This window comes from Paenibacillus sp. L3-i20 (assembly GCF_022180385.2).
Classification (GTDB): Bacteria; Bacillota; Bacilli; order Paenibacillales; family Paenibacillaceae; genus Pristimantibacillus.
This window is the reverse complement of sequence record NZ_BQME02000002.1, coordinates 1,371,466-1,388,730: the sequence shown is the minus strand read 5'-3', so window position 1 is coordinate 1,388,730 and position 17,265 is coordinate 1,371,466. Positions and strand designations below refer to the sequence as shown.

The following is a 17,265-nucleotide window of genomic DNA, read 5'->3' as shown; positions in this document are numbered from 1 at the left end:
TTATTGACTCGTCTACCGAGGCAAGTACAAGCATATACTAATGTAGCATGTACACCTAGAACAAATGATGTTATTGCACCGAGAGGAGTATAGAACAACATGATTTTTACAAAGCAGCAGCTTACCCGATTTGCAGCCTTTTTTCTAATCTCCACTTTGGTCAGTTTTAATGTAATTCCGACAGAAAGTGTAGGAGCGTCGCCTGATGCAATTGGGACAAATGCAAGAGCAGCAGCGCTTATCGATGTTGAATCTGGTCGGCTGCTATACAGCAACAATGGCGATACGCCAATGAGAATCGCCAGTCTGACCAAAATTATGACAGCAATAGTTGCCATAGAACATGGGAACTTAACCGATATGGTGAAGACGTCTAAGCGCGCTGTAGGGAAGGAAGGCTCATCTATTTATCTCCAACTGAATGAAGAAATGAGCTTAAGCAATATGCTTTATGGACTAATGCTTCGTTCAGGCAATGATGCTGCAACAGCAATTGCGGAACATGTTGGCGGCTCAGAGGAAGGTTTTGTCCATTTAATGAATGAAAAAGCGATCCAAATTGGGCTAACAAATTCACATTTTATGAATCCGCATGGGCTAGATGATGATGAGCACTATTCGTCAGCAAATGATTTGGCCAAGCTATCTGCTTATGCACTCAAAAATGAAGTTTTTGCAGAAATCGTAAGTACAAAGGAAAAAAAAGCTCCTAACCCGCATGATCCATGGGATTATCGTTGGCAAAATAAAAACAAAATGCTTGCGATGTACGAAGGAGCGGATGGTGTTAAAACAGGTTACACCAAAAAGTCGTTTCGCTGCTTAGTCAGCTCAGCAACTCGCAATGGTCAGAAGCTTGCAGCCGTTACCATTAATGATGGTGATGACTGGGCGGATCATCGCAATTTGCTCGATTGGGGATACAAACATTTCCCATTAAGAACGATTGTAGAGAAAGGGAATGAAATTTCTGGTTATCCTTATGCAATTGGTCAAAGCTTTAGTTACCCACTTAACCTTGAAGAAGAGAGTGGAATAGATTCCAAATTAGTGTTGATTGATGCTGCAACTACACAATATGCATTAGGTGAGCGCGGTCATTTACATTTCTATTTAAAAGGACAAAAAATAGGTGTTGTGCCCATATATGACACTGGGAGTGCACGATTGCAACTGCCAAATAAATAAGTGAATTCGTTCTAAAATAGTGAAGATGATGCGGGAATTTGTCCTTTTGGGAGAAAAGGAGCAAGTACGCACATTGGACAATGTTATTGTTTGTAGGGGAGGTATGTTCGTATGGTGAACTGGATATGGTTGTTTTTTATCGTTGTAAGTGTTGTTGTTGCAGCTTTTACTGGCAAAATGGATACGGTGACACAGGCTGCCTTTGATGGCGCAAAGTCTGGCGTCACCGTCAGTTTTGGCTTGATAAGCATTATGGTATTCTGGCTTGGCATGATGCGGATTGCTGAAGATGCTGACTTGTTAAAAAAACTTGCACGGTTGCTTAGACCAGTTGTACGCTGGTTATTCCCAGACATTCCGAAAGATCATCCAGCAATAGGATACATTATGAGTAATCTTAGCGCTAACTTGTTCGGACTCGGCAATGCAGCAACTCCAATGGGTATTAAAGCGATGCAAGAACTCCAAAAACTGAATCCCGACAAAGATACCGCAACTCCTGCAATGTGCACTTTGCTTGCCCTCAATACCTCCAGCATTACAATTGTACCTACTACCTTGATTGCAATACGCATGAACTACGGCTCTGCTAACCCTGCTGAAATCATTGGTACGACAATTGCTGCTACTATTGTGGCGACAACAGCTGCGATTGCCGCTGATCGATGGTATCGCAGTCGCTCAAAGGCTCCTCCATTACCGCCACCGTCACAGAAACCGAGTAAACATACAACGCCTTTACAGTCATCAGGAGGTGGAGAGCTTGTATGATCTCTTTACAAAACTGTCATCATGGATGATACCTGCCATAATCGTGTTTATTCCGCTTTATGCCGCGTTAAGAAGGAAAATTCCCGTTTATGAAACATTTGTTGAAGGTGCTAAAGATGGGTTTAGTACAGCTATCAGCATTATTCCGCCGTTAGTTGGGATGATGGTAGCAATCAGTATGTTCCGAGCATCCGGGGCGATGGAAATTATGCTTTCTGTTGTGCGGCCATTGTTCGATTGGTGGGGCATACCAAGTGAAGTGCTCCCGCTTGGCATTTTGCGGCCATTAACGGGCGCTGGTTCGTTAGCATTCACGGCTGATCTTATTCAAACATATGGACCTGATTCAATGATTGGGAGAATTGCATCAACAATTCAAGGAAGTACAGACACAACGCTGTATGTACTAACCGTGTATTTTGGTGCTATAGCAGTCAGAAGAACACGATATGCCTTAAAAGTAGGATTATTTTCGGATATTGTCGGTTTTTTTGCTGCAATTGCCATTTGCCTTTACATATTCTAATGGTTGAGCTTGTGCTTTTGTCGCTATATCGTTATGATGTAGAGTGAGGTGAAAGCAGTGGAACGTTTACAGAAAATATTAGCACAAGCAGGGGTTGCTTCACGTCGCAAATGCGAAGAGCTTATCCTGTCAGGAGCCGTTGAAGTTAACGGAGAGAAAGTAACAACACTTGGAGTAAAAGCAGATCCGGCTACGGATGTCATTACAGTAAACGGAAAAACCGTTCGCGGTGAGCAGAAGCTTTATTTAATGCTTAACAAATCCAAGGGTGTAATTACAAGCGCCAAAGATCCGCAAGGACGCAAAATCGTAACCGATTTCTTGCCGGGCATTAAAGAACGGGTTTATCCTGTTGGCCGGCTAGATTATGATACGGAAGGTTTGCTTTTATTAACAAATGATGGTGAATTCGCAAACATGCTGACGCACCCAAGTCACCATGTACCGAAAACATATCACGCAACTGTAAAAGGTGTGCCCCATGGTTCAGCGCTTGAGCAATTACAAAGAGGCATTAAGCTTGAGGATGGCATGACAGCACCTGCGGAAGTGGAATATCATGATGTTGATACCATTAAGAAAGAAGCAACCATTTCCATTACGATTTATGAAGGTCGTAACCGTCAAGTTCGAAGAATGTTTGAGGCGATTAATCATAAAGTAATTCGTCTAAAACGCATCAAATTTGGCGACTTGAGTCTTCATAATCTTGCTCGCGGCAAGTATCGTCATCTAACCGAAAGAGAAGTACAAGAGCTCCTAAACAGTGCAGTTAAGACACATAAAGTTCATAAAAAGTAATCGACGGCGGCAGTAATTGCCGTCGACTTTTCGTTATAATGAAGCTAAAGTAGTCGTGCTAATGGGACTGGTGGTGAAGATAAAATGGGCAAATCGCGGAAAACTGTCCAAATCGTAATATTATTAGCTGTATTACTCTTAGGCGGATACGCAATTGGAACTACGCTGTTCGGGAAAGAAGAGTCAGGTCCAATAAAAGTTGGCAGCAAACCGCCCGCATTTAAACTTGCTGATATGACCGGCGGGGTAAAGGGACTTGATGATTACGCAGGTAAGCCCGTCATTATTAACTTTTGGGGAACATTCTGTGAACCGTGTGTAAGAGAAATGCCAGAATTCCAGAGACAATACGAAAAGTGGGAAGATCGTGGGCTGGTTATACTCGCCATTAATTTAAGTGAGGATACGCTTACAGTTAATAATTTTCTTAATCGTTTCGATCTGACCTATCCAATTTTGCGAGATGTAAATCGTAAAACAGAACGCAGCTACAGTTTGCGCCAATATCCTACTACATTTTTCGTCAAGCCCGATGGAACGTTGATGGAGGTTGTTGTCGGAGGAATGTTAGAAAAAGATATTAATGAGCGAGTTGAACGTTTGTTACAGCTGTAGGAGGTCATCATGTGTTAGCAGTTGAAAATACGAAATGTGATTGTGGTCATCAAAATTCAATTGGAACTGTACTTTGTGAATCATGCGGCAAACCGTTGCTTAAAGAGATGCAGCATTCGGACGAGCCGCTTGAAATGCGTTATGATGGTGTAGCAAGGCGTTCACAGAAGAGCAATCCTAATTATATTGACCGAATATGGAGTTTTTTTTCCTCGGTAAAGATTGCAATCTATTTGATTGTATTGACGTTTATAACGGCTATGTTTGGAACAATTTACCCGCAGGAAAGCACGTTTATCAACAATTTTGATGCCACCGTATATTACGAAGAGACATATGGTTTACCAGGTAAAATTTATTATGTGTTGGGTTTATCCCATACGTATGAGAGCTGGTGGTTCATCACTCTTCTAGTAATGATCGGAACATCATTAGTAATATGCAGTTTGGATCGCGTATTACCGCTTTATCGTGCTTTAAAGAAGCAACAAATTCGCAAACATTTGCAATTCATTTTACGTCAGAAGACTGCCTATACGGCCGACATTGACACGGATGAACGCACTTGGGTAGCACAATTTGGTGAACAGCTGAAGCGCAGAGGGTACAAGGTTCATTTTGAGGAAGGAACAGGTACTGCTTTATTAGCCGAAAAGAATAGGTTCAGCAGATGGGGACCATATATTAATCATATCGGTCTTATCCTCTTCTTGTTAGCGATACTAGCACGCAGCATCCCAGGATGGCAGATGGATGATTATGTTACTATCCCAGACGGAGACACTGTACATATTACTGGGACAAACTATTACATTAAAAGCGAAAAGTTTACAGTTGAATTTTATAGCGATGATGAGTTGCCTGATCAATTGCAGGGAGTCAACCGAGCGAAGAAATTTGAAACTCAAGCAATACTATATGAGTGCGTAAGCAATTGCAGTGACCCGCTTAATAAACCTGTATTAGAAATGGTCAAGGAACATAACATTATCGTTAATGATCCATTGACGCATAAAGGTTTAAAGCTCTATCAATTCGACTTTGATCTAACACCGCGTTTAAATGGTGTAAAGCCGATATTGGAGGACAAGCGTACTGGAGAAATATACGGTCCGTTTGATCTACCAATGAAGGATGCTGCTCTGCAATATAAGCTGGGTCCTTACACGCTCGACTTATATGCTAATTACATGGAGTTTGCATTAAATAGCGAAGGCAAACCTACTACTCTCTCTAGAGATCCGAAAGCGCCTGCATTTGTGTTTACTGTCAAGGGACCAGGGCTTGCAAAAGAGGGAGAACCTTATATGTATTTCCCGATGCAAAAGGATAAAGTGAAGTTTGCTCAAGATACAATTAATCGTGAAATTGCGGAAAAAATTGAAATACGGGTAGATGGCATGGAAAATGTTGATTTCTCGGAAGCAACAACCTTTTTGAATGTTCGTATAGATCGTGCATTGCCTTACCTATGGGTTGGAGCTGTTTTTTCAATGATAGGACTTATTCTAGGTTCCTATTGGCAGCACCGTAGAATTTGGCTTCGTATTGATAACGGCAAGCTTTCGCTTGGGGCACATACGAACAAAAACTGGTTTGGCATGAGAGCAGATGTTGCCGCCGCCTTGAAAAAAATAGGGGTAACAATTGACCCGAAGAAGCTAGATAACGGAGGGAATAACGCGTGAGTTTATTGGAGTTCAGCAGCGATGCGTTTATGGCGGCATTTTTTCTATATTGCTTCGCATTTATGTTTTATGTTATCGCTATAGCGGGCAAGAAATGGAGCAATCGTGATCCACAAGAGCATGAGAAGCGTTGGAGTAAAATTGCGTTTTTTGTGTCCAGTACTGGGCTTGCGGCACATCTTACCTTTTTCTTCACTCGTTGGTTCGGAAGTCCGATGAAGCAAATTCCTACGAGCAACATGTATGAGTTTATGACTTTTTTAGGAATGGCTATTATGATTGCCTTCACTATCATACATGCTATGTACCGCAAGCCGCTTTTAGGTATGTTCGCATTGCCGCTGACGGTTATCATTGTTTCTTATGCATCGGTATTCCCACAAGAAGTTCAGCCGCTCATCCCAGCACTGAACTCCATTTGGTTAAAGGTGCATGTAACGACTGCAGCTCTAGGTGAAGCCTTTTTTGCAGTAGGTTTCGCAGCAGGGTTAATGTACTTACTAAGAGTTGTTAATTTTGATGATACTACCAAAAAAGCACGTAGATCGCAATTTTGGGTAGAGTTCACTCTTTATTCGATCATCGTTATCATCGGTTTTATCATAGCAGTATTCGGATTTCGCGCAGCGGGTTATGAAGCTCAGTTCACACAAGAAAATGTATTAATTGATGCTAATGGCGCTGAACAATCGAAGATTGAAACAGTCAATTATTATTTGCCGCCAATTGTACAACCATACAACAGTGAAATTGTAAATATTCAATCATTCCTTGGTATGGATAAGCCATTGTTTGAGGCACCACATTGGATGGATGGTATTAATGCAGGTCGTAAGTTAAATACAGTTGTTTGGTCGATTATTGCGGGTACATTATTATATGGTCTACTTCGACTGCTATTCCGTAAGCGGATGGGAGCAGTAATACACCCTATGATGGATGGTATTGATCCGGATGATCTAGATGAAATTAGTTATCGTGCAATTGCGATCGGGTTCCCAATATTTACGTTAGGTGCACTAATCTTTGCAATGATTTGGGCAGAAATTGCTTGGGGCCGATTCTGGGGATGGGATCCAAAGGAAGTATGGGCACTTATTACTTGGTTGTTCTACAGTGCATATTTGCATTTCCGTCTGTCGAAAGGCTGGCAGGGATTGCGATCAGCTTGGTTAGCAGTTATCGGGTTTGTTATCGTCCTCTTTACATTAATTGGTGTTAACTTGATTATTGCAGGATTACATTCTTATTCTGGAGTATAATGTAGCTAATGAAAGGAGCTGTTTCGAATGACTGATTACTCGAACCGTATTTTGGTAGTAGATGATGAGGAACGTATTCGCCGCCTGCTTAAGATGTATTTGGAGAAGGAAGGCTATACAATAGATGAGGCAGAAGACGGTGAATCTGCTCTAAGACTAGCGTCTAACACAGATTATGCACTCATATTGCTTGATGTAATGTTGCCAGGAATTGATGGAGTGGAAGTATGTTCACGTCTACGTCAGATTAAAGCAACTCCTGTCATCATGCTTACAGCAAAAGGTGAGGAAATGAATCGTGTACAAGGCTTCGAAGTAGGTGCTGACGACTATGTCGTGAAGCCATTTAGCCCACGTGAAGTTATTTATAGAGTGAAAGCAATTCTTAGACGATCTTCCGCAACTGCATTTTTGACAAAAGAGCTTAATACAAGCAACAATATCGTGTTTCCTCATCTTGTTATTGAACATGATGCTCATCGTGTAACAGCAGGAGGACAAGAAGTTAGTCTAACGCCAAAAGAGTATGAGTTGCTTCATTACTTAGCTGTCTCACCGGATAAAGTATTTTCCCGTGAGGAGTTACTTAAAGATGTTTGGAACTATGAGTTCTTTGGTGATTTGCGTACAGTAGACACTCATGTAAAGAGATTGCGTGAGAAGTTGAATAAAGTATCAACCGAAGCAGCAGCGATGATTACGACAGTATGGGGCGTTGGCTACAAGCTTGAGGTTCCGAAATAAATGAAGTTATGGGATCGAATGGCCCGATTATTATGGCATAGTGTAATAGGAAAGCTTTGGGCGACTATTATGCTGTTGGTTGCTGTAGTTCTATTAATTTTAGGCGTATTTTTGTTGCAATACATTGATATTTTATTTGATGATAACTCACATGACATCAAGCTACTATTTATCATTACAGCTGTCATCGGATTTCTACTATCAACGTTTTTTGCCTTTTTCCTGTCTGCCAAAATTCAGCAGCCGCTTTTGCAACTGAAACATGCGGCTGATTCGGTCGCACAAGGCGATTACAGTACACGAGTTAATATTCGCTCGTCCGATGAAATTGGCCAATTAACTCATACATTCAATCATATGACTGAGCAGCTGGAGAAACTCATTCATGATTTGAATCATGAAAAAAATCATTTAGCGAGCGTGTTAAGAAGTATGGGCGACTCCGTCATTACTTTTGATGCAGAAGGACAAGTCATTTTGACAAATCCAAGCGGACATATGCTCATCAAACAGTGGTCATCCTTTGAGTCAGCATGGGAGGAAGAATCGTTAGATGGGATACCTTCTTATTCAAGTGTTCCAATGCCGCTCAGACAGCTGTTTCAGGATGTAAGAGAAGAAGGTCAAGATCTTACTGGAAAGGTGCATGTGCATAGCAACGTATGGTCTGTTGTAATGGCACCACTACAATCTGGAGGGGTCGTGCGCGGCGCTGTAGCCGTCATACGTAATGTGACAGAGGAGCATAAGCTTAATAAGCTGCGTCGAGATTTTGTAGCTAATATCTCGCATGAGATACGCACACCTTTGTCCATGCTTCAAGGCTATAGTGAAGCATTGCTAGATGATATTGTTGTTTCACCAGAGGATAGAAAAGAGTTAGTTCAAGTTATTTATGATGAGTCGCTTCGTATGGGACGTCTGGTGAACGACTTTCTTGATATTGCTAGGATAGAAGCCGGCCATGTAGATATGCATTTTCAAGAGGTAGATGTCCGTAACGTTGTCAAACGAGTGCATCGGAAGTTTCTTGTATTTGCAAAAGAACGAGAACTTACGCTTCATATGGAAATTCCTGATATACCTTTGACGATGAAGCAGGGCGACGAAGATCGTCTGGAGCAGGTACTAACGAATCTGCTAGACAACGCCGTGAGACACACGCCTGCTGGCAAATCAATTATGATATCCGGTGAGAATCAAATTGTTAACGGGACAGCTTACATTCAATTGAATATAAAGGACGAAGGCCACGGCATTCCGCCTGAAGATGTCCCCTATATTTTTGAACGGTTTTATAAAGCAGACAAGGCTAGAACAAGAGGTTCGTCAGGTGGAACTGGACTCGGACTCGCTATTGTCAAAAATTTAATTGATCTGCATGATGGTCAAATTGTTGTTGAAAGTTCCGCCGAAGCAGGCACTTTGTTTACGATGCTGCTTCCTGTCGAAGCACATGAATAATGTCAATGCAGATTGAATATTGTCCAATAAGAGAGAATGAAAAAACAGCGTCCCCCCTAGGGGACGCTGTTTTTGTTGAAGCAACAAGATTAATCTTGTTGTTCGTGAAACATATTATTATGGAAGAATGATTTCTTTAGCCGTGTTTAACTCAGACATGCTTGTTAGTTGTTGCAAAATTTCTTTAGGTGTACCTTTGTCTACACGAAGTACCATGATAGCAGATCCACCTACAAGCTGACGTCCAACTTGCATCGTTGCAATGTTGACATCATTGTTGCCTAACAAAGTACCAACTCTGCCGATAATACCGGGCTTATCATTATGTGAGATTAGAATGAGGTTGCCCTCAGGTGTAACATCTACAGGGAACTTATCTATTTGTACAATGCGCGGACCATATCCTGTTAGCAAAGTACCAGCTACAACATGCTCTTCTTTCTTTGTACGTAGAGCAACAGTAACTAAGTTTGTAAAGTCTTTTGCTGCATGAGATTTCTGTACCACAATGTTAACTTCGCGAAGCTTAGCAAGATGCAAGGAATTGACGATATTAACTTGATCACTGCCCAGATGATGTGCAAGAACACCGCGTACAATATAACGAGTAAGTGGTTGTGTATCGACTTCAGCGAGTTCCCCAGAATAGCTGACAGAAATTTCAGTTACAGCTCCTTCTGTTGATTGTGCGATAAAACTTCCAAGCTTTTCTCCAAGCGCAAAGTAAGGTTGCAGCTTGCTTTGTAGATTTGCAGGGATTGGAGGCATATTCACAGCATTAGTGAACGGCTCATCACGTAATATATGAAGAACTTGCTCGGATACGTCGATAGCTACATTTTCTTGTGCTTCAACTGTAGACGCACCAAGATGTGGTGTTACGATTATTTTTGGATGTTTCAGGAACGGATGATCTTCTGCTGGAGGCTCAACTTCGAATACGTCAAAGGCTGCACCAGCAACGATTCCTTCATCGATAGCTTCAACTAACGCCAATTCATCAATGATACCACCGCGCGCACAGTTAACAATACGCATACCAGGCTTCATAACACCGAATTGAGCTTTACCGATCATATGACGGGTTTCAGGAGTAAGTGGTGTATGAACAGTCATAAAGTCCGCTTGACGAACAATTTCGTCAACAGTTGCAAGCTTGATACCTTGCTTTTCTGCGCGTTCCTCAGTCATAAACGGATCATATCCCAAAATATTCATACCAAATGCTTTAGCTCGCTTTGCAACTTCGCTACCGATTCGGCCCATACCTAGAACGCCTAACGTTTTGTTTCTTAATTCAACACCAAGGAAAGATTTGCGATCCCAAGTGCCACTAACCGTTTTCATGTAGGCTTGAGGAATGTGACGAGCAACTGCCATCATCATTGCAAAAGTATGCTCACATGTTGTAATTGTGTTACCGTCCGGCGCATTAATGACAATAATGCCGCGACTAGTTGCGGCTTCTAAATCAATATTGTCAACACCTACACCAGCTCGTCCAACGACTTTTAATTTCTTGCCGGCTTCCATCACTCTTGCAGTTACGCGCGTCTGACTTCTGACAAGAAGAGCGTCATATTCACCAATGATGGCTACTAATTCGTCTTCACTAAGACCAGGATTTTTGTCGACGATTACATCTGTTGCTTCGACAAGCTGTTGGATACCCAAATCACTAATTGGATCAGATACGAGCACTTTGTACATGTGGAACATGCCTCCTAGAATTGGCGATGCAATGATTGCTTCGCAAGAATATGAAAAGAAAAACTCTAAACCCGCATCGCTGTGCAGCGCCCGGGTAAAGAGTTCAGTCTACGAACGAGTTGGACTTTATTATTTTATAGCATTACAGCACTATAATGCAATGCTGAAACTTGATCATTTGTGAAAATTTCGTTATGATTCAAGCAACGTAATCGAGGAAATACCGTTAATTAGTCTCTGGATAGAAGAAAGGGAGTTGAGGCAAAACTTCCGATTGATAGAAGCGTCCTTTATTCAACGAGAAGTCTCCCAAATCGACAGCTTCTGTATTCATGAGAAGGTCAATTATGCCGGTTAATGTCGTCAACTTCATTTTGGCAGCTTGCCCAGATTCGATAAATTCGTCTATACGACTTGTCATATCATGTGGATAGTAAGTGTTTAGTTCCTTGCGTGTAACCAAATAATCGACAATTATCGTGTTTTTTATTGCTATCGGCAGTTGCTTCCATTGTGTCGTACTTAGCCCAGCCGATGCTTTATATTCACTTGGAATATCAGGATCAATAGTTGCTGTCCATTTCTGAATGGCATGGAAGTAAGCACGTTGAGCGTTTAATGATTCCTCAGCAGCTAGTGTATAATTTTTTTCATTCAAAATGGATTTATAAAGTTCAATTACATTCACCTTGGAGCTAGTGCCCGCTGCTTTTGCTGCGGCTTCCTTAAACTTTTTTAAACTACGAATATATCCAACTTGAGCTTCACCTAACAACGGTGACTTCTGCATATCAAATGAGCTTGCGTCTTTCGACTTCTTATCAGCGAGCTTAGCTAATTCTTTAAAGGTAGATGAAATATCGACCGCTTGTCCTTTTGAAAGTTTGGTCATAGCTGCAAACCATTCGTTTTGAAATTCACGATAAGGCGAATATACAGTAAGATAGAAAGATACTAAATCCTGTTGTTGATATGGACTATTTGCGTGTTTAGAAGCTTCTCCATCTTGCTTGGCAGCGGCGTTGTACTTCAATTCCATCTTTTCTGAGCCAATCTTGACGCCGTAGAAAAAGGCTCCAACTGCGCAGACGAGCATAAATACAAAGCCTACACTAAATAACATTGCTGAGGTCGTTAATCGTTTTTCCATGATAATCTCCTTCTATGTATAAAAATATGAGTATACGACAATTATTACAGACAGGCGGGTAACTATGAAAAAATTTGATATACGTAATATAAAGGTGCGAAAGGTTAATATTAATGAAATTGACGACCGCATGCTTCTTATAAACTTATACGCTACACAAGGACTTACTCTTATTATCGGTATCATATGGATTTTATTTCAGCGTCAAAATTTTATCGAACTTTTTTCTATCCCTTCGTCGATATTATTTATATGGTGGGGTCTTGGATTAGCAGCGGCAGTTATCGTTATTGATCTGCTTATTTCCAGGTGGGTACCTGAAGATGCAGCAGATGACGGCGGTGTGAATGACCGAATATTTGGCAATCGCCCTATATGGCACATTGTCGTCATTTCGTTTGTTGTTGCCGTCTGTGAAGAATTATTGTTCCGCGGTGCGATCCAACATGCAGTTGGACCATATTGGACCAGCATCATTTTTGCTGCAATCCATGTTCGTTATTTGAAGCACTGGATTCCGACTGGTCTTGTATTTTCGATCAGTTACGGGCTTGGGTGGATATACATCCAAAGCGGTACGATCTGGGCTCCAATCATTGCTCATTTTGTAATTGACCTCATTATGGGTCTCATCATTCGCTATAGGAGGGAGTCATGAGCAGGAAATTAAAGCATAATCGTTCATCAAGAACACAACAACATGAAAAGGCGGATGAGCTTTTGCAACCGCCGAACGAATCCGATGAGATGATTGAGCTTCCGCCTAGACACAAAAAACATCCTTCAAGTGTTAACAAAGTAAATAAATGGTATTACAACGTATTGTTTATTTTATTTGTATGTCTAGTCGCTTTTCTATTTTGGTATGGCAAAAAGTTCAGTACTTAACTTCAATTGTCTCGGGATTAATGAATGAATAGCCCTCTTCTTCAATTTTTGATAACAACGGATCTAGAGCTTCCGCAGTCCATTTCAATTCATGCATAAGAATGTTTGCACCCGGATGCAATTGTTCCATTACATTTTTAATTACGATATCTGGTTTGTTTTTGGCTGATTTATCCCAATCGAGTGATCCATTAGACCACGTCATGTATAACATGCCGTGGTTTTTCGCTATTTCTTTAACGACATTACTGCCTTCACCGTAAGGAGGACGGAAAAACCTCGGTTTTTGCCCAGTTAACTGTTTCACTTCAGTTTGAACGCTTGCCAATTGCTTCTCAACAACATCTTTATTTTCTTTGCGCAAACTAATATGGTCATAAGAGTGATTGCCAATTGTTTGCTCACGTTCATGAATTAATTTCAACAGCTCAGGATGTTGTTTCACTTGGTAGCCATTTACGAAAAAAATGGCTTTAGCCTGATACTTATCTAGTGTATCCAGAATGCTTGTTAGTGTTTTCTCATCATTAGGACCGTCGTCAAATGTTAAAAGAACGGCTTTTTTTGTTGTTGATTCCGCAATTGGCTCGAACCGAAATACTTTATTCATTTTATAGAGAGGTTCTGTGGTGGGATCAACTTTAGTTGTTGCTTTTGGCGTTGGTGATGGTTGTAAGGATGTCTCTATAGCCATCACCTGCTTGTTTGTTGGGTTTAATGTTTGAGTAGTAGCCGCTTTACTTTCGCCATTTAGAGGCCAATCTGTTGTTGTGCTGCTGCAGCCTGTTAATTGCACAGCCAGTAAAACAATCAGCGTGGATATTTTAAGTTTTTGCATCTTTACCCTCCATTAATTATTTGGGTTTAAATTGAGCCGTTCATATTGTATCATATCCTGATCTGTTCTTGATTAGCTGGCTTTCCTTAATTTATATCGAATGATTTTTTGTTCAAGGAGCCACACTAAGTCATGAAATTGAAGTAAGAGAGAGGTGTCCAGCTCTATGAAGTTAAGCGGTCTTTTGTTTGGCGGATTGATTGGCGCTGCAGCTACAATATATATTTCCAAGAAGCGACCAGGTGTTTTCGCTTTCGCTTCCAGCGCAATGACAGATTTATGCTCTAATTTAGTTAACAAATCGGTGACAAAGATGATGCGTTCTGATTGGAAGGATGAAGTTACGACGGTCGTCCCAAAGTCTACAGACGATACCGCAAAAAAATCCGCAGTCGCTTGGGAACAAATTGAATTATTGCTTCAAAGTGACCCTGCACTGAAGCAGGAAGTAGATAAGATCAAAGCGGAATCGTCTTCGTTAGCTCATTGAGTTAATAGGTAACGAAATGGAGTCGGTTTAGTAGGTCCACGTTTGAGTGGCTGCTAAATCGATTCTTTTTTCGTGTAATAATAGTGCATTCAAGTTGCAGACATGATAAAGTAATTACATAGTGGATGAGACCATTTTATTCACATACGAGCAATAGATTCATATTCTATTAAGACAGATGCTGCAAAGGAGGATCCTGTCATGAAAATCGAACGACTTAGTCAGGATAGAATACGGATATTCCTGACGTTCGACGACTTGTCGGAACGTGGGATCCAAAAGGAAGATATGTGGCGTGAACCGCCCAAACTTCATGAACTATTTTTAGAGATGATGGATCAAGCCTATAATGAGCTTGGTTTTGACGCGAGCGGACCGCTTGCGGTTGAAGTGCTTGCTATGCCTGCTCAAGGGATGGTTATTAATGTAACCCGTGGCAAAACGAATAACGCAGCCGGCGATCGTTCAACAGACGATGATGAAATGGAAGATGACATATATGATATGGAAGTAACGATGGAACAAAGCGACGTCGTTATGTTCGCTTTCCGTGACTTCGAAGACGTCATATCCGTAGCCAAGCAGCTCAAAGCATCACAACTTACCGAGGGTGGGAGATTATATTCCTACAACGGCAAGTGGATTTTAGTTTTTGAACCTACAGGAGTGGAACCTACAAGGTATCATGCAGTAATCGCATTACTTGCTGAGTATGGGGAAGCGACTTCAGTTACACATGCAATGCTAGAAGAGTATGGAAAAGTCATAATGCCAGGAAATGCGGTTAAGGAAATCTGCAATCATTTTCTTTATTGACTTAATCTAGCACCACGTTAAAGGGCATCAGCAGAAATTCACTTCTGCGAGATGTTCTTTATTTTTATATTTCCTATAGACTCGAAAATAGAATATGATGTCCGTATGGAGTTCATATTAGTTGTAGAAAACGACGCAGAACAGGATGGGTGGACAAATGAGCGATGTGTTGGAGTCAACGCAGGTAGTAATTGAACAAGCACTTAAGAGATTAGGTTATGGACAGGATATGATTGATCTATTGAAGGAGCCTATGAGGCTGCTAACTGTCCGCATTCCTGTGCGCATGGATGACGGCTCGACAGTAGTATTCACAGGTTATCGTTCTCAACATAATGATTCTGTTGGCCCAACTAAGGGAGGCGTACGATTCCACCCAGCTGTAACGGAAAAAGAAGTTAAAGCACTTTCCATTTGGATGAGTCTCAAATGTGGAATCGCTGATCTCCCTTATGGTGGAGGTAAAGGTGGCGTTATATGCGATCCGCGCAAGATGTCATTTAGAGAGCTAGAGCGACTTAGCCGTGGATATGTACGAGCAGTCAGTCAAATCGTAGGACCAACAAAAGATATTCCTGCACCAGATGTGATGACAAACTCACAAATTATGGCCTGGATGATGGATGAATACAGTCATATTCGCGAGTTCGATTCTCCTGGATTTATTACAGGGAAGCCGATTGTACTCGGCGGTTCCAAAGGTAGAGAGACAGCAACTGCCCGCGGTGTAGTTATTATGATTCATGAAGCGCTTAAATTGAAAAATATACCTATCGAAGGTGCTCGAATCGTCATTCAAGGATTTGGAAATGCGGGCAGTTTCCTTGCCAAATTTATGTATGAGGCAGGAGCTCGTGTAATAGGCATTTCCGATGTGAACGGAGCATTGTATAATAAGGATGGACTCGACATTCCGCATTTGCTTGATCGTCGCGATTCGTTTGGAAATGTAACGAATTTATATCCTAAAACGATCTCGAATGAAGAATTACTTGAGCTAGATTGCGATGTTCTAGTGCCAGCGGCAATTGAGAATCAAATTACAGAGGAAAATGCTCCTCGAATTCAAGCATCCATCATTGTAGAAGCAGCTAATGGACCAACTACACTTGAAGCTACAAAAATCATTACGGAGCGGGGGATTTTGCTTATTCCTGACGTTCTTGCAAGTGCTGGTGGTGTAATTGTTTCTTATTTTGAATGGGTACAAAATAACCAAGGTTATTATTGGGGTGAACAAGAAATTGACGATAAGCTTCGTGTGATGATGATTCGAGGCTTCGAAAACGTATATGAAATTCATCTAACCCGCAAAGTTGATATGCGACTAGCTGCTTATATGTCAGGAGTGCGAAAGATGGCGGAGGCAGTCAGATACCGCGGGTGGGTGTAAGAAAGCAGGGGGAAAATGCTTGTATTTTCCATATTAACGGCAGCAGTGGCACCAGGGGTTTCATTGCTAACTTATTTATATTTAAGGGATCGTTATGACTCAGAGCCATTTCATATGGTGCTCAGGTTATTTATCCTTGGAATATTAGTAGTTGTACCGATTATGGTTCTACAGCACGGATTGAAATTGTGGCTTGGAGATGATCCATTTGTTTCGGCCTTTGTTATGTCTGCAGGGGTAGAGGAATTTCTGAAGTGGTTCGTGTTGTATCATGTTATCTATAACCATATGGAATTCGACGAGCCATATGATGGAATTGTTTATGCTGCATCCATCTCATTAGGATTTGCAACGATGGAAAATGTACTTTATGCGATCTATATGCCATCTTCCATCGGAACATTGTTTGCTAGAGCTTTATTGCCAGTTTCTGCTCATGCATTGTTTGGTATTATGATGGGATATTATTTAGGTAGAGCTAAGTTTAAGAAGAAAAGCGGAATTAACATCTACATCATTATCTCATTCATATTGCCTTTTGTTCTTCATGGCTTATACGATTGGATTATTTTGATGGCAAAACATCATTGGATGTGGTTTATCGTACCGTTTATGATTATCTTATGGATCTGGGGACTTCGTAAAATGACTTTGGCGAACGCAAGATCGCCATTCCGTTTTATTGGCCGCAAAGGTGAGATTAAACTATAGCTGTTCCGTCTATACTGACCATATAAAGACTATTGGGAGGTAAAGATGGAAGCGGCTCGAATTAAAGTGACGATTCGCTGCAACGTCTGCGGCGAAAAATTTGTTTTACGAGGAAGACGTGAAAAAGATTATATCGACACTGGTTTTAGGCAATGCATATGCAATAATAGCAACGATCTAGATATTGAGGAGCATGCTGGTTTTTAAAAA

At 41.3% G+C, this 17,265-nt stretch carries 19 protein-coding genes; 16 read left to right on the top strand and 3 right to left on the bottom strand.

Features of this window, described 5'->3' with window-relative positions:
- Nucleotides 1-99: 99 nt before the first annotated feature.
- The 9 genes from MFF31_RS20035 to MFF31_RS19995 all read left to right on the top strand — a co-directional run bounded on the left by MFF31_RS20035 (nucleotide 100) and on the right by MFF31_RS19995 (nucleotide 9,059).
- On the top strand, nucleotides 100-1,188 hold the full coding sequence (locus tag MFF31_RS20035) for a D-alanyl-D-alanine carboxypeptidase family protein (protein WP_238190356.1): 1,089 nt from the start codon (nucleotides 100-102) through the stop codon (nucleotides 1,186-1,188).
- 111 nt (nucleotides 1,189-1,299) lie between these two features.
- Nucleotides 1,300-1,959 carry a nucleoside recognition domain-containing protein gene (locus MFF31_RS20030; RefSeq protein ID WP_238190355.1) on the top strand — a complete coding sequence of 220 codons (660 nt, stop codon included), beginning with the start codon at nucleotides 1,300-1,302 and terminating at the stop codon, nucleotides 1,957-1,959.
- Nucleotides 1,952-2,485, top strand: coding sequence for a spore maturation protein (locus MFF31_RS20025; protein ID WP_282570543.1), 534 nt, complete (start codon nucleotides 1,952-1,954; stop codon nucleotides 2,483-2,485). Before MFF31_RS20030 ends, MFF31_RS20025 begins: the two co-directional genes overlap by 8 nt.
- Nucleotides 2,486-2,542: 57 nt before the next feature.
- A complete protein-coding gene (locus MFF31_RS20020) occupies nucleotides 2,543-3,286 on the top strand; it encodes a pseudouridine synthase (RefSeq protein ID WP_238190354.1) in 744 nt (247 codons plus the stop codon).
- An 84-nt stretch (nucleotides 3,287-3,370) separates the two neighbouring features.
- Nucleotides 3,371-3,901: a redoxin domain-containing protein gene (locus MFF31_RS20015; protein ID WP_238190353.1), complete on the top strand. Its 531-nt coding sequence runs from the start codon at nucleotides 3,371-3,373 to the stop codon at nucleotides 3,899-3,901.
- An 11-nt stretch (nucleotides 3,902-3,912) separates the two neighbouring features.
- Nucleotides 3,913-5,589 carry a cytochrome c biogenesis protein ResB gene (resB, locus tag MFF31_RS20010; RefSeq protein WP_238190352.1) on the top strand — a complete coding sequence of 559 codons (1,677 nt, stop codon included), beginning with the start codon at nucleotides 3,913-3,915 and terminating at the stop codon, nucleotides 5,587-5,589.
- Nucleotides 5,586-6,851 (top strand): cytochrome c biogenesis protein CcsA, encoded by a 1,266-nt coding sequence (gene ccsA / locus MFF31_RS20005; protein WP_282570542.1) that lies wholly within the window; start codon nucleotides 5,586-5,588, stop codon nucleotides 6,849-6,851. Before resB ends, ccsA begins: the two co-directional genes overlap by 4 nt.
- A 27-nt stretch (nucleotides 6,852-6,878) precedes the next feature.
- On the top strand, nucleotides 6,879-7,595 hold the full coding sequence (locus MFF31_RS20000) for a response regulator transcription factor (protein WP_238190351.1): 717 nt from the start codon (nucleotides 6,879-6,881) through the stop codon (nucleotides 7,593-7,595).
- Nucleotides 7,596-7,613: 18 nt separating this feature from the next.
- On the top strand, nucleotides 7,614-9,059 hold the full coding sequence (locus tag MFF31_RS19995) for a HAMP domain-containing sensor histidine kinase (protein ID WP_248565541.1): 1,446 nt from the start codon (nucleotides 7,614-7,616) through the stop codon (nucleotides 9,057-9,059).
- Nucleotides 9,060-9,176: 117 nt separating this feature from the next.
- On the opposite strand, the gene serA is transcribed toward MFF31_RS19995, so the two are convergent.
- Both serA and MFF31_RS19985 read right to left on the bottom strand, forming a co-directional pair.
- Complete coding sequence (serA, locus tag MFF31_RS19990; RefSeq protein ID WP_238190349.1) at nucleotides 9,177-10,769, bottom strand: phosphoglycerate dehydrogenase; 1,593 nt, start codon at nucleotides 10,767-10,769, stop codon at nucleotides 9,177-9,179.
- Nucleotides 10,770-10,995: 226 nt separating this feature from the next.
- The gene (locus tag MFF31_RS19985) at nucleotides 10,996-11,919 is read right to left on the bottom strand and encodes a hypothetical protein (RefSeq protein ID WP_238190348.1); all 924 of its coding nucleotides are present in this window, start codon (nucleotides 11,917-11,919) and stop codon (nucleotides 10,996-10,998) included.
- 64 nt (nucleotides 11,920-11,983) lie between these two features.
- Between MFF31_RS19985 and MFF31_RS19980 the strand changes: the two genes are divergently transcribed.
- Nucleotides 11,984-12,577 (top strand): type II CAAX endopeptidase family protein, encoded by a 594-nt coding sequence (locus MFF31_RS19980; protein WP_238190347.1) that lies wholly within the window; start codon nucleotides 11,984-11,986, stop codon nucleotides 12,575-12,577.
- On the top strand, nucleotides 12,574-12,807 hold the full coding sequence (locus MFF31_RS19975; protein ID WP_238190345.1) for a hypothetical protein: 234 nt from the start codon (nucleotides 12,574-12,576) through the stop codon (nucleotides 12,805-12,807). The genes MFF31_RS19980 and MFF31_RS19975 overlap by 4 nt, the downstream gene beginning before the upstream one ends.
- Here the strand turns inward: MFF31_RS19975 and MFF31_RS19970 are convergent.
- Nucleotides 12,797-13,645 carry a polysaccharide deacetylase family protein gene (locus MFF31_RS19970; protein ID WP_238190342.1) on the bottom strand — a complete coding sequence of 283 codons (849 nt, stop codon included), beginning with the start codon at nucleotides 13,643-13,645 and terminating at the stop codon, nucleotides 12,797-12,799. The genes MFF31_RS19975 and MFF31_RS19970 overlap by 11 nt on opposite strands.
- A gap of 166 nt (nucleotides 13,646-13,811) precedes the next feature.
- On the opposite strand from MFF31_RS19970, the gene MFF31_RS19965 reads away from it, so the two are divergent.
- The 5 genes from MFF31_RS19965 to MFF31_RS19945 all read left to right on the top strand — a co-directional run bounded on the left by MFF31_RS19965 (nucleotide 13,812) and on the right by MFF31_RS19945 (nucleotide 17,262).
- Nucleotides 13,812-14,135: a hypothetical protein gene (locus MFF31_RS19965; RefSeq protein ID WP_238190340.1), complete on the top strand. Its 324-nt coding sequence runs from the start codon at nucleotides 13,812-13,814 to the stop codon at nucleotides 14,133-14,135.
- A 201-nt stretch (nucleotides 14,136-14,336) separates the two neighbouring features.
- Nucleotides 14,337-14,951, top strand: coding sequence for a genetic competence negative regulator (locus MFF31_RS19960; RefSeq protein ID WP_238190338.1), 615 nt, complete (start codon nucleotides 14,337-14,339; stop codon nucleotides 14,949-14,951).
- Between the two features lie 157 nt (nucleotides 14,952-15,108).
- The gene (locus MFF31_RS19955) at nucleotides 15,109-16,344 is read left to right on the top strand and encodes a Glu/Leu/Phe/Val family dehydrogenase (protein ID WP_282570541.1); all 1,236 of its coding nucleotides are present in this window, start codon (nucleotides 15,109-15,111) and stop codon (nucleotides 16,342-16,344) included.
- A 15-nt stretch (nucleotides 16,345-16,359) separates the two neighbouring features.
- A complete protein-coding gene (gene prsW / locus MFF31_RS19950) occupies nucleotides 16,360-17,055 on the top strand; it encodes a glutamic-type intramembrane protease PrsW (RefSeq protein ID WP_238190334.1) in 696 nt (231 codons plus the stop codon).
- 45 nt (nucleotides 17,056-17,100) lie between these two features.
- On the top strand, nucleotides 17,101-17,262 hold the full coding sequence (locus tag MFF31_RS19945; RefSeq protein ID WP_238190333.1) for a hypothetical protein: 162 nt from the start codon (nucleotides 17,101-17,103) through the stop codon (nucleotides 17,260-17,262).
- Nucleotides 17,263-17,265 lie beyond the last annotated feature (3 nt).